Origin of the sequence: Enterococcus sp. DIV1368d (assembly GCF_050542975.1) — a bacterium.
GTDB classification, from domain to species: domain Bacteria; phylum Bacillota; class Bacilli; order Lactobacillales; family Enterococcaceae; genus Enterococcus_D; species Enterococcus_D casseliflavus.
This window is the reverse complement of record NZ_CP172939.1, coordinates 1,656,784-1,680,449: the sequence shown is the minus strand read 5'-3', so window position 1 is coordinate 1,680,449 and position 23,666 is coordinate 1,656,784. Positions and strand designations below refer to the sequence as shown.

Here is a 23,666-nt window from a genome sequence, read left to right as displayed (position 1 = left end):
AAAATGAAAATCAATGAGTTGATGCTGAAAGATGCCATGATCATGGACTTACAAGCAACAGACAAAAAAGGTGCCATTGATGAAATGGTAGCAAAATTATATGCTGTCGGACGAATTTCAGATATCGAGGTCTACAAAGAAGGAATTCTTGCCCGAGAAGCTCAAACATCAACAGGGCTAGGTGACGGCATCGCAATGCCTCATGCCAAAAACAGTGCGGTCAAAGAAGCGACGGTCTTATTCGCAAAAAGTAATGCGGGTGTTGATTATGAGGCGTTAGATGGACAACCAACGTACCTCTTCTTTATGATCGCAGCACCAGAAGGAGCAAATGATACTCATTTACAAGCATTAGCAGCGCTATCTCGCTTGTTGATCGATCCGGATTTCGTTGCTAAATTAAAAACAGCGACGACTGCTGATCAAGTACAGCAACTTTTCTCAGAAGCTGAGGCACAGCAAGAAGCCGATGCTTTAGCAGAAGAAGCGGCAAACCAAGAAGCAGCACCCGCTAGCGAACGTCCCTATATCGTCGCAGTTACAGCTTGCCCGACAGGAATCGCCCATACCTACATGGCAGAAGATGCTTTGAAAAAGAAAGCCAAAGAGCTGGGTGTTGACATCAAAGTCGAAACAAATGGTTCAGAAGGAATCAAAAATCGTCTAACAGAAGCTGATATCGCCCGAGCTACTGGTGTAATCGTAGCTGCTGATAAAAAAGTAGAAATGGATCGCTTTGACGGCAAACATTTAGTAAACCGTCCTGTCAGTGATGGTATCCGTAAAACCGAGCAATTAATCAATGAAGCAATGAGCGGTACTGCTCCTGTTTTTCATGGTAGCGGCCAAGCTTCTGATAAAGAGGACGCTTCTGCTGATGGTTCAGTCGGTCAACGAATCTATAAAGATTTGATGAATGGTGTTTCTCATATGCTGCCATTTGTTATTGCCGGTGGAATCATGATCGCTATTTCCTTCATGGTGGACCAGTTCATGGGTGTCCCTCAAGATGCCTTGAGTCAATTAGGAAACTACAACCAAGCAGCTTCTTGGTTCAATCAAATCGGTAGCGCGGCATTTGGTTTTATGCTACCTGTCTTAGCTGGATTTATCGCTTCAAGTATCAGTGACCGACCTGGATTGATCGTCGGTTTTGCAGCAGGTGCGTTAGCAAATACAGGTGGTGCTGGTTTCTTAGGTGCCTTGATCGGCGGTTTCTTAGCTGGTTACGTCATCAAGTTCTTACGTTCATTATTCAAAGGCTTACCAAAATCATTAGAAGGAATCAAAACGATCCTCTTCTACCCTGTTTTCGGCCTATTGATCACTGGCTTCTTGATGTTACTGATCAACGTGCCAATGAAAGCTATCAACGACGGTTTGAACAGCTTCTTGACTGGCTTAAGTGGTACCAACGCAGCTTTACTTGGCGCTTTGTTAGCAGCGATGATGGCAGCCGATCTAGGCGGCCCAATCAACAAAGCCGCTTATGTTTTTGGTACTGCAACATTGGCAACGACCGTTGCTGAAGGTGGTAGCGTCGTGATGGCATCTGTAATGGCGGGCGGAATGGTTCCTCCATTAGCAATCTTTGTCGCAACGTTATTGTTCAAAAATAAATTTACAAAAGACCAAAAAGAAGCAGGTTTGACAAATATCGTCATGGGGCTGTCCTTCGTCACAGAAGGTGCGATTCCATTTGCAGCAGCAGATCCACTGCGAGCGATCCCAAGCTTTATCGTCGGTTCTGCCCTGACTGGTGCACTTGTCGGTGCCTTTGATATCCAATTGATGGCGCCACATGGTGGGATCTTCGTTGTCCTATTATTATCTAAACCAATTTTGTTCTTGCTATTCATCTTGATCGGTGCGATCGTTTCTGGCGTCGTATTCGGTTTGTTGAAAAAAGCACCTGAGCAAACAGCCTAATTTAAAAGACCCACAAGATCCTCGTGATCTTTGAAGCGACCCCCAAAAGTTAGACCAAAAAATCTAACTTTTGGGGGTCGTTATTTGTATGGCAAAATATCCTTTTGAATTAAAACTAAAAATCGTTAAAGAATATCTTAGTGGCGTGGGCGGATATCGGTATCTTGCCAACAAATACGGTATTTCAAGCAAGTCTCAAGTAAGTAATTGGGTGAATGCCTATCGTGAATACGGAGAGGAAGGTCTATTGAGAAAGCATCAAAATCAGAAATATTCTGTTCAATTTAAGTTAAATGCGCTAGAGTTATATCAAACAAGTGAGATGTCCTATCGAGAAGTTGCTAGCACTTTAGAAATGAACAACCCTGCGCTTATTGCCAATTGGATGCGTAATTTCAGAGAAGCAGGTATTGAGGGGCTCTCAAAAGAGAAAGGGCGACCACTTACTTTGACTAGAAAAAAAGAAAACAAAAAAGAAAATACAACAACTGAAGAACGCGAGCGTATCAAGGCATTAGAAAAGCAAGTCCGATCCCTTCAAATTGAGAATGCCTTTTTAAAAGAGTTGAGGAAGCTGCGAAAACAGGAAGCCCAGCAAAGACGCAAGAATCAATCGCACGAATCATCGCCAGCCTCCGAGGATCATTCAAACTAGTTGAGCTTCTTGAAACATTGAAATTTCCTAAAGCAACCTATATGTATTGGCAGAAACGGTTTGACAGACCAAACCCAGACCAAGAAATTGAAGAAAAAATGCTTGAAATTCGCAAAGAGCATAAAGACTATGGCTGTCTGCGACTAAAAAAAGAATTAGAGAATCAAGGGATTCATGTCAATAAAAAGAAGATTCAACGTCTGATAAAAAAACTAGGTATCGAAGTAAAGTCTTACACTAGAAAATCTCGACGGTACAATTCTTATCGTGGGAAGGTTGGTACTGTCGCCAAAAATCGTATTCATCGTCGGTTTTATACAAATATCTGTCACCAAAAAATTACAACTGATACCACAGAGTTTAAGTATTATGAAGTAGACACCACAGGTGTCGTTCGTCAGAAAAAGCTGTATTTAGATCCTTTCATGGATTTCTACAATAGTGAAATTCTATCTTATCGGATTTCTGAAAAACCAAACGCACTAGCCATAATGGAAGGATTAGAAGAAGCAATCCAGATGACAAATGATTGTCCATTTCGTAGAACCTTCCATTCAGATCAAGGATGGGCCTATCAAATGAATGCTTATAAGAATAAATTGAAGCAACATAAAATCTTCCAGAGTATGTCTCGTAAAGGGAATTGTTTAGATAACTCACCTATGGAAAACTTCTTTGGTTTATTAAAGCAAGAGATTTTTCATGGAGAAGTCTATCGGAGTTTAGATGAATTGAAAACAAAAATTGACCAATATATCTATTATTACAACCATAAACGCATCAAAAAGAAATTAAATTGGCGAAGTCCGGTTCAGTTTCGAGAAGCTGTAAAAACAGCTGTCTAACAGTTAATCTTATCGTACAAAAAAGGAGTGAATTTCTCCACTCCATAAAAGTCTAACTTTTTGGGGTCACTACACTTGCGGGTCTTTTTCATTCTTGATTGGTAAAAAGCTGCTGCTCGACTAGCTTTTGGGTGTTCATAAAATACACTCGTAGTTTTTTCCCATCCTTCTTTAGATTGACCCATGTATATTTGCGCGTGCGGTGCAGATAGCCAAAATGAACATCAGGCATGGCCGCTTTCAAAGCATCTAGCGGTAAGTGCTTCAAAGCAGTCTCCGGCAAATAAAATTGCAGGCAAGCAGTATAGTCTTTAAAACGATCCTCTGAATATTCAATCTCAAGATGGCTACGAATATAGAATGAATAAGCCTCTACTCCATCGTCTATCGTTAGTTCTGGCTTTAACACGATATAATCCATCATGCGCAACCGCTCTTGATCCACCCAAGGAAAATACGCTTGGGCATTCAAATACCCTTTCACTCTCCGCTCTTGATACTCTTCGTTCACGAGGTCGAAGCTTCTGGTGACAAAATGTGTCGCGCTTCGTTTTGTTGTTGGCTGCAGTCGATCATTTTGGTATTGGATGGTTTGGATCAAGTGATCGCCAAAGGCATATTCAATATATGGTTCTCTCAAAATACCGACCCCGTTATCCCAAGTCAATTGATCGATTCCAGTTTGATCGCGAAACAATCGCTGGTAGGATAGATTCAATTCGTGATCCCACTGGAAAGGATCTCGATACAATTCCACCATCACAACCCCTTGGTCTCTTACCTGCACTTGCTCCACCTGCTGCGCATCAGTAATGATCACCTGAGGAATGATATGCGCGTAGAATGCCGAAAAGTACATGCGCCAGCAAGAAGTCAGTGTATAGCCATTGTAAAAGACGTCGTAACCAGAAAACTGATTGCAGTCGATGACGATTTCTTGTTCAAAGTTTTTCCGCTTCGGTAACGCGTTGATTTCAGCAATCGATTGAAAATTTTGCCTTTTCTCGATTCCCTCGACGTTATGCATCAAGTACTCGTCATATGAACGCAAATAGCCGAACAAGCCATCTCTTTGCATCGTTTCATCGAAGTAACTTAAAATCACGGGTTTTTGCGTGGAAAATACGTCTTTCGTAAACAGGTGCCGTTGCAAAACAGCCTCTTGAATGATATGGATACTAGACTCATTTTGTCCATCCGTGACAATAATTTCTGTATTGATTTCTTCAGGGGCGTTATGCAACAACCGACTGATTTCATCAAAATCATAAGGTTTCTTTGCTTGTTGATTGTAGTAGTATTCCGTCGGCTGATAGCTAAGACGAACCAAAGCGAACCAATTTTCAATCAACAAACGCAACTGTGCTGCTTCCATTTGGGTTGATTGTAGAAAGCCATAGATTTTTTCAGTTTTGATCATCGCTATCCCTCTTTTCTATCCCCTTTCTTTAATTATAGTAAAGGGGGAAACGATTGAACACTATTTCGCTTTTTTTTGATGAAATCTACCACCGTTCGTGGTAAACTTAAGGCGCTTGGAGGTGAACCTATGGGCTTAAAATTCCAACGAGAAGACTCGCTAGATAAAATGTTTGATGATTTTGCCTTTCTTCCCGATAACGACAAAGACAAGAAAAAGCAGGAAAACGATATTGAGCGTTTCTTGAAAAACGAATCTGATGAAGAGAAAAAAACACAACCTAAAGATAGTAAGAAAGCAGACTAATAAAAAAGGCAAAGGACGCGTCAGTCCCTTGCCTTTTTTTACTTGCCGAAATAGATAATGAGCCACTGAAGCTACAGAAGTTCAACGATCAGAATCATCATCTAGAGGTTTTCTTATAGCTCTTCATACAACATACTTTGACGTAATCGCACCAAGCCAATGGTCAACAAACAAAGAATAAAAAAGATGGTTGTTAAGATCGTCATCACGAAGATCACCACAAAAATCGGTGAGCTTGTAAAACGAATCATTGGTTCAAAGATAGTGGTTTTAATCAAGTCAGGGATCTCAGAGACTAAGAGTTGTTGAATCGCTTGGTTAAAATCTTCCGTTGATGAATTTGCGGGCAAAACAGCCATAAAACTCCCTACACCATAATTTGCGACCCCAATCCAAGCAATTGCGACGTTTGCTAGAGCGAGCCAGCCAACGCCAAGATTACCGACAACGATCGAACCGATCGCAAGATTGCCAATCCCAACTAATAAGCCAAAGCAGAGATTCCCTATTGCAATGACACCGATACTGACTGTCCCAATTCCCAACATTCCGAAGGACAATAAGCCAATCGATAAAAAGCCTAAACTGACAACCCCCAAAGCAATAATCCCTTTGGCTTTGACACCAAGGCTAAACCAGCCGCTGGCAGTTGGTAACTCTTTCATCAGCACAAAAAACCCTCGAACACTCGTCACTTGATTCAGTAATAAGAATAAATTGGGAATCAAAATGTGCATCAACGGAAGCCGCAGAACCGTCCGTTCACTTTTGTATTCATAATAGTAGGTTTCTTTTTTTTCTTTTAATAGCTCTTCCACTGGTGTGCCTAATAAATCGGTTAGACGGACCAATGTCTCGATGTCTGGCAACCCATTTCCTCGTTCCCATTTTGAAATGGCCTTATCAGAAACAAATAACCTCGCAGCTAATTCCTTCTGTGTTAAATTATGTCTTGATCGATACTCTTTTAATTTTTTACTTAATGATTCATGCATTCGACCACACCTCCTTGTTACAAGTTTAACAAATAACAAGGAGATTTTCGCTAAAATTGAGCAAATTCAGCACTCTACGCTGCGTAGAATAGCTTAAATCAGCTAATTTCCACTGTAAAATGAGAAAAACCGAAGCAAAGGACTTTCTTGCTTCGGTTTCCTAAATGATAATTATTTTATTGCTGCTTCAATCGCTTTCCACGCTTCTTCTTTTCCTTGTTTGGTAATGGAAGAAAAGAGGATAAACGTATCTGCTGGATCAAAGGATAATGCTTTTTTGATCATGCTTTCATGCTTGTTCCATTTCCCGCGAGGGATTTTGTCTGCTTTGGTGGCGACCACGATCACTGGAATCTCGTAGTATTTCAAAAACTCATACATTTGAATATCTTCTTGTGAGGGGGCATGACGTAAATCAACAAGAGATACGACTGCACGCAGCTGCTCTCTTTGTTCAAGATATGTCTCAATCATTTTCCCCCATTTCGCTCGCTCTGTTTTCGATACTTTTGCATAGCCGTAGCCGGGGACATCGACAAAATGCAGCGTATTTTCAATCAAATAAAAGTTCAGCGTTTGCGTCTTCCCAGGTTTTGATGAGGTACGGGCTAAATTTTTACGATTGATCAATGTATTGATGAAGGATGACTTTCCGACATTTGAGCGGCCTGCTAAGGCAATCTCCGGTAAAGGTGTAGCTGGATATTGTGCTGGAGAAACGGCACTGATGACGATTTCAGCATCATGTACTTTCATCGAATCGCTCCTTTCTATTTTTTCAAAAAGAAAGCCGGATAGCAATGAAACTATCCGACTTGGTCTCGATTAGACTGCTTTTTTGGTCTCTTCATTGTAAATGATTTTTGGTTCACCAAGTCCTTTTGCCGCTTCTTCCGTGATGGTGACTTTTTGGATCGACTCATCAGAAGGGACATTGAACATGACATCCATCATGATATTCTCGATGATCGAACGCAACCCGCGAGCACCGGTATTTCGCTCAATGGCTTGCGCAGCAATGGTACGCAAAGCCTCTGGCTCAAATTCCAGCTCGGTGTCATCTAATGCCATTAACTTTTGGTATTGTTTGACCAGCGCATTTTTTGGTTCAGTCAAAATATGCACTAAATCATCTACTGTTAATTTCTCTAGCGCAGCCATCACTGGCAAGCGGCCAATAAATTCAGGAATCAAACCGAATTTAAGCAAGTCTTCAGGAATGATTTGCTGCATCACGCTTTCGCCTTCTTCAAGGCGCTTATTGTTCGTGCCAAAACCAATTGTTTTTTCACCTAAACGGTTTTTAACGATGGTTTCGATTCCGTCAAACGCCCCGCCAACAATAAAGAGAATATTGGTGGTATCAATTTGGATCATCTCTTGATGTGGATGTTTCCGTCCACCTTGTGGCGGTACACTAGCAGTCGTTCCTTCTAGGATCTTCAGCAATGCTTGCTGTACGCCTTCACCGGATACGTCACGAGTAATCGATACATTTTCACTCTTACGGGCGATTTTATCGATCTCATCAATATAGATGATTCCTTTTTCTGCCATTTCTACGTTATAATCAGCAGCTTGTAACAGTTTCAAAAGAATGTTTTCCACATCTTCACCGACATAGCCGGCTTCTGTCAAACTGGTTGCATCAGCGATTGCAAAAGGCACGTTTAGTGAACGTGCTAACGTTTGTGCCAAAAATGTTTTCCCAGAACCTGTTGGTCCGATCAAGCAAATATTGCTTTTTTGTAATTCTACATCTTCTGCTGTCGTTTCTACATTGACCCGTTTGTAGTGATTGTAAACCGCTACAGCCAATGTCCGTTTCGCACGATCTTGTCCAATCACATATTCATTGAGAACATTCAGTAGTTCTTGCGGTTTCGGCACTTCGGTAAATTCACGAATTGCTTCTTCGTAAAACTCTTCATCAATGATTTCTTTGCACAAATCGATGCATTCATTACAGATATAGACCCCAGGACCTGCAACGATCTTTTTCACCTCTTCTTGCGTTTTGCCACAAAAAGAACAACGAACAGCTTCATTACCGTTTGTATTATCGTACATACTGTTCACCCCTTGAAAATTTTCCAACCTATTTAAAGGAGTGGAATTTTGTTTACTAACTTTGCAGTCTTAAACAATCATATCATAACTTTTTTGAAAGAAAAAGTTCTTTTTACGTTGCCTAACGTTTTCTTATCATTTGTTAGTAATTGTTAAACTAGCCCCTCTTACTCCCAAGAAAAAACGGCAAACACCGCTAGATGTTCGCCGTTTTTAAGCATTTTGCTTACGCTTCTTTTGCAGTACCTGTGACAAGTTCAACTGCTTTCTTCATCGTGATATCATGTTTCAACATGTCTTCTGTTAAGACGCGTTTGATTTGATCCACTGGCATGTTGTAAGCTTCAGAAAGTTCTTTGATTTCGTTTTCGATATCTTCTTCTGTTGCTTCCAAACCTTCTGCTTTAGCGATTGCTTCAATAACAAGGTTTGTTTTCACGCGGGTTTCTGCTTCACCTTCAAATTGTGTGTGCAGATCTGCTTCAGTTGAACCAGTTAATTGATAATACATTTCTGGTGAGATTCCTTGACGTTGCATGTTGTTCAAGAATTCATCCATTGAACGGTGTACTTCATCATGAACCATTGAATGTGGTAATTCAACGATTTCTGCGTTTTCAACTGCTTGACGGATCGCAGCTTCATCTTTTGCATCTTCAGCTGCTTTTTCTTTTGTTTCAGTCAATTCAGCACGGTATTTTTCTTTTAATTCAGCTAATGATTCAACGCTGTCATCAACGTCTTTTGCGAATTCATCATCTAATTCAGGAAGTTCTTTTGCTTTTACTTCGTGAACAGTTACTTTGAAGACTGCTTCTTTACCAGCTAAATCTTCTGCTTGATAATCTTCTGGGAAAGTAACGGTAACGTCTTTGCTATCACCAGCTTTTGTTCCTACTAACTGTTCTTCAAAACCAGGGATGAATGAGTTTGAGCCAAGTTCAAGTGAGTAGTTTTCACCTTTGCCGCCTTCAAATGTTTCTTCCCCTAAGAAGCCTTCAAAGTCGATAACGACTGTGTCGCCATTTTCAGCTGCTTCGTCTTCTTTGATAACTAATTCAGCTTGTGCTTCTTGTTCACGTTTGATGCGTGCATCCACGTCTTCTTCTGTTACTTCACGGTCTTGTTTTTCAACTGTTAATTCTTTGTAATCACCAAGTTTTACTTCAGGTTTTACAGTAACTTCTGCTTTGATAACCCAATCTTGGCCTTTTTCCATGCTGTCAACGTCGATTTTTGGTTGCGCAACAGGATCGATCCCTGCTTCTTTTACAGCAGCTTCATAAGCTTCTGGAAGAACAGCGTTCAATGCATCTTCATACAATGCTTCTTCGCCGTACATACGGTTAAATACTTGGCGTGAAACTTTTCCTTTACGGAAGCCAGGTACGTTAAGATTGCCTTTCACTTTATTGAATGCAGTCGTCAAGCCTTTTTGGATTTCTGCTTGAGCGATCGTAAATGTCAAAACACCATCATTGGTGCCTGTTTTTTCCCATTTTGCAGTCATTTATTTCCCTCCGAATATTAATTGATTTACATATGAAATAGCTTCATGCATACCTTTAAATAGTACACTAACGTTGTTTAATTGTAAACATTTTACCATGAAAGTTGCGAATTTTTCTTTCAGCGAATGCTCAATCGTAGGATATTGCGTAGGTGTCGTTTGCGTTCTTCTATTTCATTCACTGCTTTTGGCTGTTCTTTTTCTTCAAATAACCCACGATAATCTTCAATGTAGCTTGCCACCCATGCTTTTGCCTCCTCTTTTGCAGGTAAAAATGGGTAGCTGATGGCTAAATGATCATTGATCTCTGCTGAGACGCTTTCTGCTAAAATCGGATCTTCTTGGGCGATCGTTTCGTCAATCTCTTTCTGGATCGCTTTAACAGCGGCATCTTCTTGCAAAAGTTTTAACTCTTTCGGAACGATTTGCTGCATATTCCCAAGGTAATCGATCAGTTCAAAAGGTTCGTCCACTTCAAGACGCACGAGCTCATCCACTAATTTGGGCAGCAAATATGGATTTTTGATGGAAGCTAACGTTTCATGCATCAGCGTGACAAATTGTGGTTTGGTAATGGCTTGGGTAAAAACGTGCCATTCTGTTGCACTCACCGGTTGATTGGCTTCATCTAATGCACGTAAATGCTTGCGTTTCCCATGAAAATCTTCCAGTCCTAAAATTTGCTGCACTTCTTCTACCTTTGCTAATTCACTTGCTAACTGTTCCTGATAGCGGCTTGCAATTTTTGTTTTTTTACCTAATGTAAGCCAGCGCCGAGCTTTTAAATACTGACCATCCAAGATCAGCAGATGACCAATTTGTAAATACCCGTCGGTTTCTTTTAGATAATCATCCAAATAGTCTTCCGCCAGATCTAACGCTTTGGCAAAATCATTCAACTGCTGCAGACATTCAACCAGCCATTGATTGATCTCAAAACTGGCATTTTTTTGATAGAGTTCATTGTACAGGCGAAAAGCTTGCAAAAACTCCTTTGACTGGTAGGCTTTTTCTGCCGCCAGCCGAAGCCGTTCATTTGGTCCTGGGAAATCAATCGTCTCACCCATTCTCGATCCCTCCTTTACTACTTGCTTGATCTGCTAGTTAGTTTTGTGCGCCAATCATTACGTGATTGGCATCCACCTGTTTATTGAAAGCTTTGATCAGATTAATGGTCACCACACTGGTTTCTGCAAAATAATCCGCAGCCTGCTGCTTATTTTTATTAAAGACGATTGGTAAATAACCGAGATAAAAGAAAAGATTGAATTGTAATACGTAGCGTCCGCATAGCTCGCGAATCAACACGGTTTGCCAGCTGAGTTCTTCCTCTACAAAAGAAACCACTCGAATGCCAAAAAGCATTTTTCCAATTGTTTGACCATGATTTAGCTTTGTCATTAGAACAAAATAGCCTAGATAGATTGCTAAGGCACAGATGTTGTAAAGGCCAAACCGCTGATTGGTTGCCGTTAAATTCGCTAGATTGTAGATACTACCGATCGTTATTTGGGTAATCGCTCGGATCACCAACACATCAACGAGATAAGCAAAGAAACGAATCCAAAACCCAGCAAAAAAGTAGCTAGGAAAATCATTGAAGAACCGTTTGTCTTCTGCCTGTTTTTCAGGTTCTTCATACCGTTGCCAGGCTTGTTGTTTTTCCTCGATCTCGCTTTGGGTATACTCTTCTTCTTTAAAAGACGTTAAGACTTGTTGGTAAAAATCATCGGGATGATTTACTTGTGCGTTCCTCATCGCTTTGCTGGCGTTTACTGGTTCGGTTGTTTCTGAAACCTGCGCTTCAGTTGGCACATCCGTATGACCGGTTGACGGTGTCGAGGTTTCCCGCTGTTCCCTTTGATCGATTGACGTACTCGTGTGATTGTCATCCGTTGACGATGTGCCAGCGGAATACTTGTTTTTCTCTGTCATAGTCATTCACCTCCATAGTAATAAAGAGGTTTCGGAGCATCGCTGGTTCCAAGGCTTTCCATCAATTGGATCACTCGCTCTGTGTTTGATTCTTTTAATCCTTGCAGTTCGGCTAAACTTGAACCTAACCAAGTAGAAGCAAATCCAGTAGAGGAAACATCATAGCTGAAAATCTCGGCATCTTCCAAGCCTAGATCTGCTTGCATTGCTGCTAATGTATCTTCAGGAAAACCGATTTCATCCACTAAACCAACGGACACTGCTTGCTGCCCATCATAGATGCGGCCATCAGCGATCTTTCTAACGGCTTCTTCTGTCATGCCACGTCCTTCTGCTACGATTTTTACGAACCGACCATAGGCATTGTCGACATAGGTCTGCAAGACTTCCTTGTCGGCTTCTGTGGGTTCTCTCGTTGATGAACCTACATCTTTTAGTGCGCCACTTTTATACGTATTGTCTTCGATCCCTAGCTTTTCGAATAAGCCAGCATAGTTTAGCCCTGACATGATCACCCCGATTGAACCAGTAATGGTTTCATCCGTTGCAAAAATTTTATCAGCACCTGCCGAGATATAATAACCGCCACTGGCTGCCATGTTTTTCATACTGACATACATTGGAATCCCTAACTCTTTGATTTTTGCTAACTCACGAGCGATCTCCGCACTTTCATAGACGCCGCCTCCTGGGGTATTGACTTCCATCAAGATGCCCCCAATAGTTGGATCTTCTTGGATCATCCGTAGTTCTTCTAAAAATCGCTGATGATCATAAGATTCTGTTGTGAATAAGCCACCACTGGAGCTGCTGGCGATGGTTCCTTCTAAAGATAAGCGAACGATGCGATTGTCTTGATCTCCGGCAACTAACGTTGTCTCTTCGATCGCATTACTTCCATAGAACAAAGCATTTAACCCTTGTAGCGTCTGAGTTTCCTCTTGCTCTGGACGATTTGTGATTACTGAAAAAACCCCCGAGCAGATAAATAACCCTGCTGCGATCGCCGCTGCGATCCATCTTCTTTTATTCATTTTCCCACCTAACTTTTCACCTTTCCCATTTTTAGTATAGATTTTTGATGACGATCACTGCTTCTTCGTCTCCAACCGCATCAAATTTCTCACTTTTTTCAGCTAAGACGTAGCCGCCAAAAAATTCCTTTGTCAGTTCATCCTGGACTTCGAATGTTTGCGCGGTTTCCACGGTGACTGATCCAGGCAAAATTTCTTGCAAGCTGTCCCAGCCCGTATCCAACATGACCTTTGTTTCATCTGTGACATTAGGATCTTTTTCTATCGCAGCTACCATTTTCTTTAGCTCTGAAAAAGTCATACAATTTACAAATTCTGGCATTTCATTCCCTCACTTTCTTACTTTTTTATTGTAGCGAACTTAAAAAAAAAAGCATAGCTTTATGAGGAAATTTCTTGGGAATCTTATTCGACAAAGCTATGTCAGCTGTTTTGATTTCCTTAAAACAGGTTCAAATCAACCTTACCAATAACTATACCAATTATTTTTATATAACTTTGAGTTGACAAAAACAGGAATAAATATTATGATATTGCTTGTATTTCTATAAAATATCTCACAAGGAGGATAGATAGACCAATAAGGATAGCGCCTGATCTGGAAACAGATGACGAGGAAAGAGTTTATCGAAACATTCGGCGGATGACTCTAGGGACTGCACTCTACAGGCAAGAACAAATCTCATCGTAAGGTGATGACAAAGACTTGCTACGCAGATAGAAATACATAATGCCAAACTAAATTTTTTGAAAGTAGGATTATCATTATGTGTGGAATTGTAGGAATCGTAGGAAAATCAAATGCAGAACGAATTATTTTGAACGGATTGGAACGCTTAGAGTATCGCGGCTATGACTCAGCAGGTCTTTATGTCGCTGATCGGACTTCGGATCACTTAATTAAAGCCCAAGGAAGAATCAAAAACTTGGAAGAAAAAGTGACTTCTGAAGTAACAGGAACGATCGGTATCGGACATACCCGTTGGGCGACCCACGGTAAGCCATCAGAAATGAACGCTCATCCTCATACTTCAGCAAACCAAGCACTCGTGTTGGTTCATAACGGTGTGATCGAAAACTTTGAAGAGCTTCATCAAGAATATTTAAGCAACCACCAATTTGAAGGTCAAACAGATACGGAAATCGTTGTTCATTTGATTGAAGCATTGAAGGAGCAAGACAATAGCACGACCAAAGCAGCCTTTAAAAAAGCTTTGTCCTTGATTCGCGGCTCTTATGCCTTTGCCTTAGTAGAAAAAAATGATCCAGAAACCATTTATGTTGCCAAAAACAAAAGTCCTTTATTGATCGGTTTGGGAGATGGGTTCAATGTCATCTGTAGCGATGCCTTAGCAATGCTCGATCAAACGACTCACTTTGTTGAGATCGAAGATGGCGAAATGGTGACCGTAACAGCCGATGCGATCGAAATCGAAGATCCAAAAGGAAACCTTGTGTACCGTGAGTCTTATGAAGCACAACTAGATCTGACTGACATCGAAAAAGGAACATACCCTTACTACATGTTAAAAGAAATCGATGATCAACCAACTGTAATGCGCCGCTTGATCCAAGAATATCAAGGAGAATCTGGTGAAGTAGTGATCGATCCAGCATTAAAAAACGAACTTTTAGCTAGCGATCGGATCTACATCATTGCTTGTGGTACTAGCAATCATGCGGGCTGGGCAGCAAAAGCCATTTTAGAAAAACTAACACAGATCCCTGTTGAAGTTCATTTATCTAGTGAGTTTGGCTACAACATGCCATTGTTGTCAGCAAACCCCTTCTTCTTGTTCTTATCACAAAGTGGTGAAACGGCAGATAGCCGTCAAGTATTAGTGACGATCAACCAGTTAGGTCTTCCTAGTCTGACGATTACCAACGTTGCTGGTTCTACTCTTTCTCGAGAAGCGAACCATACCTTATTGCTTCATGCTGGTCCAGAAATCGCTGTTGCCTCTACAAAGGCGTATACTGCACAGATCGCAGTGATGACGTTGTTAGCAAAAGCCATTGGTGATGAAAAAGCTGTTCCTGAAGCATTGGACTTTGATGTCTTCCATGAACTAAGCATCGTTGCTTCTGCAATGGAAGCTCTAGTAGATGAAAAAGCTGTTATCAGTCAATTTGCTGAAGATTTCTTATCTGATACCCGCAACGCCTTTTATATTGGTCGTGGAAATGATTACTATGTATCGATGGAAGCGGCATTGAAATTAAAAGAAATTTCTTATATCCAAGCGGAAGGCTTTGCGGCTGGTGAATTAAAACACGGCACCATCGCGTTGATCGAAGAAGGTACACCAGTGATCGGTGTGATCACGGAAGAAGTGACCGGCTCTCATACGCGAGGCAATTTGAAAGAAGTCGAATCTCGTGGGGCTCACACCCTTGTGATCGTTAGTCAAGAGTTAGCAAAAGCGACTGATCAAATCATTTTGCCAAATGTTCACCCATTGGTAACCAGCTTAGTGGCAGTCGTTCCAACACAGCTGCTGGCTTACTTTGCTACTTTACAACGTGGATTCGATGTTGATAAACCAAGAAACTTAGCAAAATCCGTTACCGTTGAATAAGTTTTTTAAAAGATTGAAACCGAATTGGTTATCTTCTGTATAATAAAAAGAACTCCTCGTTCGATGACTCGATCGTTCATAGGGGTTCTTTTTTTCTTGTCTACTGCACAACAAATCCGAAAAGACTTTTAAAAGCAACTATCCTTCGCAAGGCTTGCCCACTGCGTCTCCTCTGTTAAGCGTTGCCGACAAAATCGTTGACAAGTTTCTCTAATTCGCAAGTTGGCTTCTTGCTGGTAAGTAGACAAAAAAGACGACCAAAGGATATCTTTGATCGTCTTACTTCTTCGTTTATTCCGCACCGATTTCCTCTCGAACGACCGCTGCGATTTTTTCTACATAGTAATCGACTTTTTCAATGGTCGGCGCTTCTGCCATCACCCGAAGCAATGGTTCTGTTCCTGAAGGGCGAACCAAGATACGGCCTTCGCCGTTCATTTCTGCTTCTGTCTCTTCCACGATTTTACGGATAGCTGGAACATCCATCGCGCCATTTTTATCTGTCACTCGAATGTTGACAAGTTTTTGTGGATAGATCGTTACCTCTCCTGCTAATTCCGACAGTTTCTTGCCCGTTTGTTTCATGATATTCAATAGTTGAATTCCTGATAGCAAACCGTCACCTGTCGTATTGAAATCCAAGAAAATCATGTGACCTGATTGCTCGCCACCAAAATTATAATCGTTTTTACGCATTTCTTCGACGACATAACGGTCACCGACTTGTGTGATGACATCTTTCAGTCCAATTGCTTCCACTGCTTTATGGAACCCTAAATTGCTCATGACTGTTGTCACGATCGTTCCTTGGTTCAAGCGCTTTTGCTCCGCTAAATATTTCGCACAGATATACATGATTTTATCGCCATCAACGATGTTTCCTAGTTCATCTACTGCGATGACCCGATCACCATCTCCATCAAACGCAAGACCAGCATCCGCCCCTTTTTCAACGACAAATTCAGCTAACGCTTCAGGGTGAGTCGATCCCACACCATCATTAATGTTCAACCCGTCTGGAGACGTCCCCATTGTGAAGAATTCTGTTTCTAGATCGGCAAACAAACGATTGACACTTGTTGCTGTTGCGCCATTTGCTGCATCAACACACACCGTGATTCCTTCCAAATCATCAGGAATCGTTTGACGTAGAAATTGAGAGTATTTCAACAACCCTTCTGGAAACTCATCCACCGTTCCTAAGCCATCGGCAGAAGGACGTGGAAGTGTGTCTTCCGGTGCATCAAGTAATGCTTCAATTTCAGCTTCTTGTTCATCGACTAATTTAAAGCCATCATTCCCGAAAAACTTGATGCCATTGTCTTGTGCAGGATTGTGAGAGGCAGAGATCATTACACCTGCACTCGCTTTTTGCACTTTCGTCAAGTACGCAACACCCGGTGTAGAAATAACACCCAATTGGAATACCTCGATCCCGACAGATAATAGTCCAGCGATCAATGCATTTTCTAGCATCTGTCCAGAAATCCGTGTGTCCCGTCCCACCAAAACACGGGGACGGCGGTCCCCAGTTTCATGCTGACTTAATACATAGCCGCCGTAACGACCTAATTTAAATGCTAATTCAGGTGTCAACTCCTTGTTTGCTTCTCCTCTAACACCATCAGTACCAAAATATTTTCCCATTTTAATAACCTCTCTTATTCATTCTCTACAGTCAAACGACTAAGAACTGCTTGTCGTCGTGCTGCTTGCGGAATTCTCTGTTTGTTCTTGCGTCGTGTCGACTGTCGAAGAATTGGCTTGAGAATTCGCACTGTTCGTTGCTTCATCGCCATCATTGTTTGATTGATTCTCAGTAGTTGTTTCTGCAACCGGAGTGATTTGGATCGTCACTACTGTTGGATTGATCGTTGTTCCCTCTGGTACTGGAATCGTTACTGTCCGTTCGGTCGTGGTTGTGATCTCACTAACATCCACTGGGACACCGATCTGCTGGGTCTCATCCAAAATACTTTGTGGTCCTGTTAGCACCGCACTGATACTACTCATCCGGTAGATGTAATGAGAGATCCCATCTGGTGTTGTCCCCTGTTGAGTGACAAACAATTCAATTTCTTTGCTTGGTGCTTCCATCATCAATGCCACATCGACCGAATCTGGCTCAGGAATGATCGCTAAAGGATTGTTTTCACTATCCCAAGCCTCGATCGCTCCATCCACCGTGATCGAATCGCCAGTAATATCATCTGGATTCACGATCGCTACCACTCGGTCAATTTCTGCCAGTGTCTTGTCGCCAGTAGTGATCTCTACTTCTTGCGGTTCAACACTCATTGAATCAACGCCGTAACCACTCGTTGCTCCATCAGTCGAGATGACTGGCTCAACGGTAAACGTTTGGGTGACTTTTTTCTCGATCGTCACAGTGACGGTTTTGGGTTCGATTTCGGCTGTCACACTTGAGCTAAGATTTTTCACTTCTAAAGGGACCTCATGGGTTCCTTCATCAAGTCCAGTCAAATCAGCAACTACTCGAAAGCTCCGCGTTTCCTCGCTACGTTCAGCATTCAATTGCACCCGATTTCGACTAGACAAAGTCACGTCTACTGTTGTTTCAAATCCTTGGATAAAGTATTCATCTGTGTCATAGGTGGTCTGAATCGGTACATTATCGATCTCTTCCTCATAAGGATTTGAAGTTCCTGCAAGGTTGACTTGCAGGCTTGATCCGCTGGCGATGAAAAACAGAACCAGACTAAAGAACAGCGCTAGTATACCATAAAATACGTTTTGACGACGTTCTTTCTTGATCATTTTCTTCCTCCTTTGTTGACCCCTTCAAAGAAAGATTGCAGCAAGTTGCGTTTACCAGGCTTTTCTTCTGGCACTAATTCGCGATTCAACACGTCGAGATACTCTTGTCGCGAAAGCTCAGTAAGCATCCGATTATTCAGGGTAATACTGACGTCTCCCGTCTCCTCTGAGACGATAATGGTCAACGCATCACTAACTTCTGAAATCCCGACAGCCGCTCGATGGCGCGTCCCAAATTCTTTGGGAATCAACGGACTTTCTGACAGTGGTAAGTAGGCACTAGCAACAGCGATCTTATCATCTCTTAAGATGACTGCACCATCGTGTAGCGGTGTATTGGGAATAAAAATATTGATCAGTAATTCGCCCGTCACGTCCGCATCTAAAGGAATCCCCGTTTCAATATATTCTTCTAACCCCGTCGTCCGTTCGATCGTGATCAATGCACCAATTTTTCGTTTTGCCATATATTGAACAGCTTTGTCCAACGCTTGGACCAACACTTCATCCCGTCGTTTTTCATTCTTAGAAGTCTTGAAGAAAGAGCTACGGCCAAGATGCTCCAGCCCTCGTCGAATTTCTGGTTGGAAAATAACAATCGCGGCGATCACCCCATACGTGATGACTTGATCCATCAACCAAGATAGCGTCTTTAATCCTACGATACCTGCCAAAAACCTTAGAACAATGAATAGGCCGACGCCTTTAAACAACTGGATCGCTTTTGTTCCTCGCACAAGCTGGATCAGCTTATAAACCAAGTACCAAACAACGATCACATCTAAAACATTTACTAAAAATGACCAAGAAAATATATCAAATGAGAGCAATTCTCTCCAATAATCTAAATTAAAAAAATCCCTGAAATTTATCAACATAAACAGCCTTCCTTTATTCTTAAGACTTCAGATAATAGTATAACATAGGACCTCTTCAAAGATTTGAAAAAAAACAAATTTATGAAAAAGTTTTGAAAAAATAAACAGCTCTTTTACTTAGTTTACCATTATCCTGAAATCATTGTTTGTCAAAGGTCTTAGAAGATTTCATCTAAACGAGCTTCTTGCACTCATTTCTTAGGAAAAACAACAAATGACCCTAAAAAACGGGTCAAACCGTTTTTCAGGGCCATCCCTCAGCGAGCGATTACTCTTGCTGACGGCGCTTTGCGCGCGCTGCACGCCGTGCTGCTCTTTCAGCGAGCTGTTCTTCGCTTAACGGCTGTTTTTCTCTTCGTACACGCTCCGTTTTTACTGCCGTTGGTTGTTCTGCATCAGTACTTACCTTTTTTTCAAGCTTTGCTCGTATTTTTTCTTCTTGACCTGCTAAGCGGGCATAGTTGTAGAAACGAGTTTTCGCATCTGAAACGGTTTTTTCAAACAACGCTTGCGCCGCATTCGGATTGGCAGACTGCAAGGATGCAAATCGAACTTGTGTCTGCATAAAGGCAGGCATTTGATCAAATGCTGGCTTTTTGAAATCGAGTGTCATTGGCTGTTTCCCTTTTTCTGCCAACAGCGGGTTATAGCGGTAGAGACTCCAATACCCCGATGCAACTGCTTCTTGTGCTTCTTTCAAGGATTGACGCATTCCGCCTGCAAGACCGTGGGTGATACATGGCGTATAGGCAATGATGATTGACGGTCCTGGGAACCGCTCGGCTTCTTCAAAGGCTTTGATCGTTTGCATTTGATTTGCACCAGATGCGATTTGTGCGACATAGACATGTCCGTAGGTCATCGCCATCATTCCTAAATCTTTTTTGGAAACAAACTTGCCACTCGCAGCGAATTTAGCAATGGCCGAAGTCGGTGTCGCTTTAGAGACTTGCCCCCCTGTATTAGAATAGACTTCATTATCTAACACGAGAATATTGACGTCTGCACCAGAAGCAAGAACATGATCGATACCGCCAAACCCAATATCATATGCCCAGCCGTCACCGCCTATCATCCATTGGCTTGGCTTAACAAACAAATCTTTCTCCTGCAAGATTTTGTTCAGCTGAGGTGTTGTGGCAGCTTCAGCTTCTAAGGCGGCGATCAATTTTGCTGCTCGCTGTTGCGTCCCAGCACTTTCTTCTCGATGAAGGTCCCAATCATCAATCAAAGCCTGCAATTCTTCTGATACATTGGCTTTCAACGACTGCAGCTGGGCCGCTAATTTCTCCCGTCGGGTTTGGTTGGCTAAGAACATGCCATAGCCATATTCGGCATTGTCTTCAAACAACGAGTTTGACCAAGCTGGCCCTTGTCCTAAGTGATTGGTTGTATAAGGGGATACTGGTGAGGTTCCACCCCAAATCGAAGAGCAGCCGGTCGCATTGGCGATCATCATGCGATCACCAAACATTTGGGTCAATAGTTTCACATAGGGGGTTTCCCCACAGCCCGCACAAGCACCAGAGAACTCCAACAAAGGTTTATTGAATTGAGAGCCCAAAACAGTTCCTGGTTTTGCTGGATTTTCTTTTTGACGTAAAGTCATCGCAAAAGCCCAATTTAAAGCTTGTTCTTTTTGTTCTTCGTAAGGACGCATCGTCAAAGCTTTCCCTTTGGCGGGACATGCTTCCACACAAAGGCCGCAACCTGTACAATCTTCAACGGAAACTTGAATTCGATATTTTTGCCCATTCGCGCCTCGCATCTCTCTGACGATAAAGCCTTCAGGTGCTTCGGTTAATTCATCTTCATCTGCCAAAAACGGACGGATCGCCGCATGAGGACAGACAAAAGCACACTCATTGCACATGGTACAGCGATCTGATAGCCACTCGGGCACTTCAACAGCGATGCCCCGCTTCTCAACCGCTGTTGTCCCGACAGGGATCACCCCTTCAGTCATTTGATTTCGTACGAGGGTACCCACGCTTAGTTGGTTGCCTTCTTGACGGTTGATGGGTTCCACGATTTCCCGCACAAATTGTGTTGTAGCAGTGGATGTCCTCTTCGGTACTTCGATCGTTGCCCACTTGCTTGGAACAGGGATTTCTTGTAATAATTCGATGGTGCGATCGATGGCTGCTTGGTTCTTTTCAACGATCGCCATCGATTTGTGCCGATAACTTTTCAGCGCCTCTTCTTTTAAAATCGGCAAGATTTCCTCGGTCGGAATGATGTTTGCCAAGTAAAAGAAGGCTGTTTCCATCGCGGTATTGATCCGCCCACCTAAGCCGACTTCCATTGCCAACTGCATGGCGTTAATGGTATAAAAACGGATCTCGTTTTCAGCAAGATAACGTTTCATTTTCTTCGGTAAATTTTTTAAGATTTGCTCTTGTGACCAGGTCGTATTTAATAAAAATGTTCCGCCTTTTTTGAGTCCTTTCAGCAAATCATACGTATGCAAATACGCAGGCGTATGACACGCAACGAAATCCGCGTGTTCGATCAAATAGGTAGAACGAATGGGGGTATCCCCAAATCGCAGATGAGAAACCGTTAGACCACCAGATTTTTTCGAATCATAATGGAAATAGCCTTGTACATATTTTTCGGTATGGTCACCGATGATTTTGATTGCTGACTTATTTGCCCCGACGGTCCCGTCAGAGCCGAATCCCCAGAATTTCGCTTGGAAGGTGGATGGATCAGTTAGATCTAGCGTGCCCTTTGATGGCAACGACATTTGCGTCACATCATCCGTGATCCCAATGGTGAAGCGTTTCTTTTGGCTCGCTTTTGGCTTGAGCAATTCGTCATAAACAGCAACGATTTGATCAGGCGTCACATCTTTTGACCCAAGACCATAGCGTCCACCAATGATCGTCGGCCGAATCGCTGCATCATACATGGCACTTTGCACATCCAAAAGCAAAGACTCGCCATTGGCACCAGGTTCTTTGCTGCGATCCAATACAGCGATACTTTTAACGGTAGCAGGCAGTTTTTCTAAGAAGACTTCTAGTGGGAATGGTCGATACAAATGGATCGACAAGACCCCCACCTTGCGGCCTGAAGCGCATAAATGATCCACCGTTTGCTGGATCGTTTGCGTCGAGGACCCCATCGAAACGATGACTTCTTCGGCGTCCGAAGCACCATAATAATCCACTAAATCATAGTTGGTTCCTCTTAAAGCATTGATTTTCTTCATGTAAAAACGAACGATCTCAGGCAATGTTTGATAATGCTGATTGATCGTTTCCCGCTGTTGAAAATGGATATCAGGATTTTGATTCGTTCCACTCGTCGTCGGGTGATTCGGGTTCATGGCTTTTTGTCGAAAGGTAGCCAATTTTTCATGATTGACCAACTGCGCCAATTCCTCATAATCTAAGACCTCTATTTTTTGAATCTCATGACTGGTTCGAAACCCATCAAAAAAGTTTAAAAATGGGATATTGGCTTCGATAGCTGCTAAATGAGCGACTGGCGCTAAATCCATTACTTCTTGGACACTGCTTTCCGCTAACATAGCAAAGCCTGTTTGTCGGGTGGCCATTACATCGGTATGATCTCCAAAAATATTCAAAGCATTGGTGGTCACTGCTCGGCTGGCGACATGAAAGACGCCTGGCAGCATTTCCCCAGCAATCTTATACATATTTGGTACCATTAATAAAAGTCCCTGGGATGCCGTATAGGTCGTCGTTAAGGCGCCCGTTTTTAATGAGCCGTGAACCACACCGGCCGCCCCTGCTTCAGATTGCATTTCAACCACTTTCACCGGCTGGCCAAAAAGATTATGCTTTCCTTGAGCAGACCACTGATCCACTAATTCAGCCATGGTTGAACTAGGGGTTATCGGATAGATCGCCGCAAGTTCCGTAAAGGCATAGGAAATATAGGCTGCTGCCGTATTGCCATCCATTGTTTTTCTTTTTCTCATCTATATAACTTCCTTTAATCATCATTTTGCACAATAAAACACAATTCATTATAGCTGAAAATCAAGGAATATAAAAGCACAGTCAGGGGATTTTTCTTAATTTCGTGAAACGAAATACATAGTATTTAGCTCATTCTCCTCCTCTTTTCACAGACTTAAATCAAAAGACCTGAGGCTTTTCTTTCAGTAGAAACTTCGGTAAACTAAAAGAAAAAGGAGGAATCTTAATGGATATTTCAATCATCAAAGCACAGGAAACAAATGCGGTAACAGGGATACATATCGGAGACCCTTCCGCTAAACCGATCGTCGAATTTATGAATTTGCGCTGTCCTTATTGTCGGCAATGGTTTGAGGAATCGTTACCGATCTTAAGTGAAGCTGTCGCAGCTGGGAAACTACGCCGTGTCATCAAATTATTCGACAAAGAAAAAGAATCATTGCAACGAGGCAATGTGATGCACCGCTTTGTTTCCAGTACAGATCCTCAGGCAACGATCGCTGAGATCACAAAAATTTATCAAACACAAGACGAATGGGGGCATTTATCTTTACCTGAAGTGGCAGAATATGCGAAAAATACCTTAGGGCTATCTGAACAAAACCATCCTGCGATCGCAGGAGAAATTGTGGAAGAAGCGAAAAACGCCAACATTCAATTTGTGCCAACGATTGTCTTAGATGGGCACATTTTTGATGAATCGATCTCTGCTGAGGAATTAACTGCATTGATCAATGAATAACCACTAACAAAAAACAGGAGCCGATTTGACACTAAAA

General features: G+C 42.2%; 19 protein-coding genes. 6 read left to right on the top strand and 13 right to left on the bottom strand.

The window, feature by feature from the left end; genetic code table 11:
- Nucleotides 1–3: 3 nt before the first annotated feature.
- The 3 genes from IGJ44_RS07755 (at nucleotide 4) to IGJ44_RS07745 (ending at nucleotide 3,429) form a co-directional block, all read left to right on the top strand.
- Nucleotides 4–1,929, top strand: coding sequence for a PTS fructose transporter subunit IIABC (locus IGJ44_RS07755; RefSeq protein WP_010748178.1), 1,926 nt, complete (start codon nucleotides 4–6; stop codon nucleotides 1,927–1,929).
- An 88-nt stretch (nucleotides 1,930–2,017) separates the two neighbouring features.
- Nucleotides 2,018–2,584: a helix-turn-helix domain-containing protein gene (locus IGJ44_RS07750; protein WP_016249831.1), complete on the top strand. Its 567-nt coding sequence runs from the start codon at nucleotides 2,018–2,020 to the stop codon at nucleotides 2,582–2,584.
- The gene (locus tag IGJ44_RS07745; RefSeq protein WP_317756472.1) at nucleotides 2,542–3,429 is read left to right on the top strand and encodes an IS3 family transposase; all 888 of its coding nucleotides are present in this window, start codon (nucleotides 2,542–2,544) and stop codon (nucleotides 3,427–3,429) included. Before IGJ44_RS07750 ends, IGJ44_RS07745 begins: the two co-directional genes overlap by 43 nt.
- Nucleotides 3,430–3,517: 88 nt before the next feature.
- Here IGJ44_RS07745 and IGJ44_RS07740 read toward each other — a convergent pair whose 3' ends face one another.
- Complete coding sequence (locus IGJ44_RS07740) at nucleotides 3,518–4,849, bottom strand: hypothetical protein (protein WP_167827373.1); 1,332 nt, start codon at nucleotides 4,847–4,849, stop codon at nucleotides 3,518–3,520.
- Nucleotides 4,850–4,978: 129 nt separating this feature from the next.
- Here IGJ44_RS07740 and IGJ44_RS07735 point away from each other — a divergent pair, with 129 nt between their 5' ends.
- Nucleotides 4,979–5,155, top strand: a complete 177-nt coding sequence (locus IGJ44_RS07735) for an SPJ_0845 family protein (RefSeq protein WP_015509616.1) — start codon at nucleotides 4,979–4,981, stop codon at nucleotides 5,153–5,155.
- A 113-nt stretch (nucleotides 5,156–5,268) separates the two neighbouring features.
- Here the strand turns inward: IGJ44_RS07735 and IGJ44_RS07730 are convergent, their stop codons facing one another.
- The 8 genes from IGJ44_RS07730 to IGJ44_RS07695 all read right to left on the bottom strand — a co-directional run bounded on the left by IGJ44_RS07730 (nucleotide 5,269) and on the right by IGJ44_RS07695 (nucleotide 13,021).
- Nucleotides 5,269–6,150: a helix-turn-helix domain-containing protein gene (locus IGJ44_RS07730; protein ID WP_167827374.1), complete on the bottom strand. Its 882-nt coding sequence runs from the start codon at nucleotides 6,148–6,150 to the stop codon at nucleotides 5,269–5,271.
- Nucleotides 6,151–6,321: 171 nt separating this feature from the next.
- Entirely contained in the window at nucleotides 6,322–6,906 is a 585-nt protein-coding gene (yihA, locus tag IGJ44_RS07725) for a ribosome biogenesis GTP-binding protein YihA/YsxC (RefSeq protein WP_005225967.1), read from the bottom strand.
- Nucleotides 6,907–6,975: 69 nt separating this feature from the next.
- Nucleotides 6,976–8,220, bottom strand: a complete 1,245-nt coding sequence (clpX, locus tag IGJ44_RS07720) for an ATP-dependent Clp protease ATP-binding subunit ClpX (RefSeq protein WP_167827375.1) — start codon at nucleotides 8,218–8,220, stop codon at nucleotides 6,976–6,978.
- A 226-nt stretch (nucleotides 8,221–8,446) separates the two neighbouring features.
- Entirely contained in the window at nucleotides 8,447–9,730 is a 1,284-nt protein-coding gene (tig, locus tag IGJ44_RS07715) for a trigger factor (RefSeq protein ID WP_005225965.1), read from the bottom strand.
- A gap of 119 nt (nucleotides 9,731–9,849) precedes the next feature.
- On the bottom strand, nucleotides 9,850–10,797 hold the full coding sequence (locus IGJ44_RS07710) for a hypothetical protein (protein WP_015509612.1): 948 nt from the start codon (nucleotides 10,795–10,797) through the stop codon (nucleotides 9,850–9,852).
- A 37-nt stretch (nucleotides 10,798–10,834) separates the two neighbouring features.
- Nucleotides 10,835–11,665 carry an RDD family protein gene (locus IGJ44_RS07705; protein WP_167827376.1) on the bottom strand — a complete coding sequence of 277 codons (831 nt, stop codon included), beginning with the start codon at nucleotides 11,663–11,665 and terminating at the stop codon, nucleotides 10,835–10,837.
- 2 nt (nucleotides 11,666–11,667) lie between these two features.
- Nucleotides 11,668–12,699 (bottom strand): signal peptide peptidase SppA, encoded by a 1,032-nt coding sequence (sppA, locus tag IGJ44_RS07700; protein ID WP_005225962.1) that lies wholly within the window; start codon nucleotides 12,697–12,699, stop codon nucleotides 11,668–11,670.
- Nucleotides 12,700–12,730: 31 nt separating this feature from the next.
- The gene (locus IGJ44_RS07695) at nucleotides 12,731–13,021 is read right to left on the bottom strand and encodes a hypothetical protein (RefSeq protein WP_005225961.1); all 291 of its coding nucleotides are present in this window, start codon (nucleotides 13,019–13,021) and stop codon (nucleotides 12,731–12,733) included.
- 445 nt (nucleotides 13,022–13,466) lie between these two features.
- Between IGJ44_RS07695 and glmS the strand changes: the two genes are divergently transcribed.
- Nucleotides 13,467–15,278 (top strand): glutamine--fructose-6-phosphate transaminase (isomerizing), encoded by a 1,812-nt coding sequence (glmS, locus tag IGJ44_RS07690; RefSeq protein ID WP_128431915.1) that lies wholly within the window; start codon nucleotides 13,467–13,469, stop codon nucleotides 15,276–15,278.
- Nucleotides 15,279–15,569: 291 nt separating this feature from the next.
- Here the strand turns inward: glmS and glmM are convergent, their stop codons facing one another.
- From glmM to nifJ, 4 genes are all read right to left on the bottom strand, one after another.
- A complete protein-coding gene (gene glmM, locus IGJ44_RS07685) occupies nucleotides 15,570–16,925 on the bottom strand; it encodes a phosphoglucosamine mutase (RefSeq protein WP_005225959.1) in 1,356 nt (451 codons plus the stop codon).
- A gap of 39 nt (nucleotides 16,926–16,964) precedes the next feature.
- The gene (locus tag IGJ44_RS07680) at nucleotides 16,965–18,056 is read right to left on the bottom strand and encodes a CdaR family protein (RefSeq protein ID WP_074536406.1); all 1,092 of its coding nucleotides are present in this window, start codon (nucleotides 18,054–18,056) and stop codon (nucleotides 16,965–16,967) included.
- Entirely contained in the window at nucleotides 18,053–18,934 is an 882-nt protein-coding gene (gene cdaA / locus IGJ44_RS07675; protein WP_005235688.1) for a diadenylate cyclase CdaA, read from the bottom strand. The genes IGJ44_RS07680 and cdaA overlap by 4 nt, the downstream gene beginning before the upstream one ends.
- A 268-nt stretch (nucleotides 18,935–19,202) precedes the next feature.
- The gene (nifJ, locus tag IGJ44_RS07670; RefSeq protein WP_270266585.1) at nucleotides 19,203–22,886 is read right to left on the bottom strand and encodes a pyruvate:ferredoxin (flavodoxin) oxidoreductase; all 3,684 of its coding nucleotides are present in this window, start codon (nucleotides 22,884–22,886) and stop codon (nucleotides 19,203–19,205) included.
- 227 nt (nucleotides 22,887–23,113) lie between these two features.
- Between nifJ and IGJ44_RS07665 the strand changes: the two genes are divergently transcribed.
- Nucleotides 23,114–23,629: a DsbA family protein gene (locus tag IGJ44_RS07665; RefSeq protein WP_074536408.1), complete on the top strand. Its 516-nt coding sequence runs from the start codon at nucleotides 23,114–23,116 to the stop codon at nucleotides 23,627–23,629.
- Nucleotides 23,630–23,666 lie beyond the last annotated feature (37 nt).

Coding starts and splice junctions, on each gene's coding strand:
- glmM (WP_005225959.1), bottom strand. CDS start 16,925: ATGGGAAAATATTTTGGTACTGATGGTGTTAGAGGAGAAGCAAACAAG.
- tig (WP_005225965.1), bottom strand. CDS start 9,730: ATGACTGCAAAATGGGAAAAAACAGGCACCAATGATGGTGTTTTGACA.
- nifJ (WP_270266585.1), bottom strand. CDS start 22,886: ATGAGAAAAAGAAAAACAATGGATGGCAATACGGCAGCAGCCTATATT.
- clpX (WP_167827375.1), bottom strand. CDS start 8,220: ATGTACGATAATACAAACGGTAATGAAGCTGTTCGTTGTTCTTTTTGT.
- IGJ44_RS07705 (WP_167827376.1), bottom strand. CDS start 11,665: ATGACAGAGAAAAACAAGTATTCCGCTGGCACATCGTCAACGGATGAC.
- IGJ44_RS07710 (WP_015509612.1), bottom strand. CDS start 10,797: ATGGGTGAGACGATTGATTTCCCAGGACCAAATGAACGGCTTCGGCTG.
- IGJ44_RS07695 (WP_005225961.1), bottom strand. CDS start 13,021: ATGCCAGAATTTGTAAATTGTATGACTTTTTCAGAGCTAAAGAAAATG.
- IGJ44_RS07680 (WP_074536406.1), bottom strand. CDS start 18,056: ATGATCAAGAAAGAACGTCGTCAAAACGTATTTTATGGTATACTAGCG.
- IGJ44_RS07755 (WP_010748178.1), top strand. CDS start 4: ATGAAAATCAATGAGTTGATGCTGAAAGATGCCATGATCATGGACTTA.
- IGJ44_RS07735 (WP_015509616.1), top strand. CDS start 4,979: ATGGGCTTAAAATTCCAACGAGAAGACTCGCTAGATAAAATGTTTGAT.
- IGJ44_RS07750 (WP_016249831.1), top strand. CDS start 2,018: ATGGCAAAATATCCTTTTGAATTAAAACTAAAAATCGTTAAAGAATAT.
- IGJ44_RS07740 (WP_167827373.1), bottom strand. CDS start 4,849: ATGATCAAAACTGAAAAAATCTATGGCTTTCTACAATCAACCCAAATG.
- cdaA (WP_005235688.1), bottom strand. CDS start 18,934: ATGTTGATAAATTTCAGGGATTTTTTTAATTTAGATTATTGGAGAGAA.
- glmS (WP_128431915.1), top strand. CDS start 13,467: ATGTGTGGAATTGTAGGAATCGTAGGAAAATCAAATGCAGAACGAATT.
- sppA (WP_005225962.1), bottom strand. CDS start 12,699: ATGAATAAAAGAAGATGGATCGCAGCGGCGATCGCAGCAGGGTTATTT.
- yihA (WP_005225967.1), bottom strand. CDS start 6,906: ATGAAAGTACATGATGCTGAAATCGTCATCAGTGCCGTTTCTCCAGCA.
- IGJ44_RS07665 (WP_074536408.1), top strand. CDS start 23,114: ATGGATATTTCAATCATCAAAGCACAGGAAACAAATGCGGTAACAGGG.
- IGJ44_RS07730 (WP_167827374.1), bottom strand. CDS start 6,150: ATGCATGAATCATTAAGTAAAAAATTAAAAGAGTATCGATCAAGACAT.